The sequence below is a fragment of the Photobacterium alginatilyticum genome (assembly GCF_009910675.1).
Lineage (GTDB): Bacteria > Pseudomonadota > Gammaproteobacteria > Enterobacterales > Vibrionaceae > Photobacterium > Photobacterium alginatilyticum.
This window is the reverse complement of the sequence record NZ_RSEJ01000418.1, coordinates 1-353: the sequence shown is the minus strand read 5'-3', so window position 1 is coordinate 353 and position 353 is coordinate 1. Positions and strand designations below refer to the sequence as shown.

The window sequence follows — 353 nt, the reverse complement described above, 5'->3', positions numbered from 1 at the left end:
CATTGTTTCGGTGGTTTCCAGGTAAGTTGCGTTCTCAGTGGGTTGGACCTTTTATAATTGCTAACATTTATCCTCATTATGCAGTTGAGACACGAAGTATGGACACGGCCAAGGTGTGCAAGATGAATGGCCATAAGTTGCAGATATTTCATGAAGGCTTTAAAAACCCAATTCCGGCGGAGTGAAGGAGCACGGAAGTTACGTCGAGCCAACGACGGTAAACAAAGGCGCTACTTGGGAGGCAACCCAGGGGAGTTTGTTCTTTAACTATACGTTTTATCATTATTGTCTTTCTTTTTCGCTTTAGTTTACATTGGGGACAATGTAAGTTTTAAGTGTGGGGGAGGGTTAGA

General features: G+C 43.3%; 1 protein-coding gene. It reads left to right on the top strand.

Annotated elements, in window-relative coordinates; all coding sequences use genetic code 11:
• Window positions 1-185 (top strand): hypothetical protein (locus EIZ48_RS29340; RefSeq protein ID WP_205298673.1); only part of this gene is annotated, 185 nt, incomplete at its 5' end.
• Window positions 186-353: the final 168 nt, after the last annotated feature.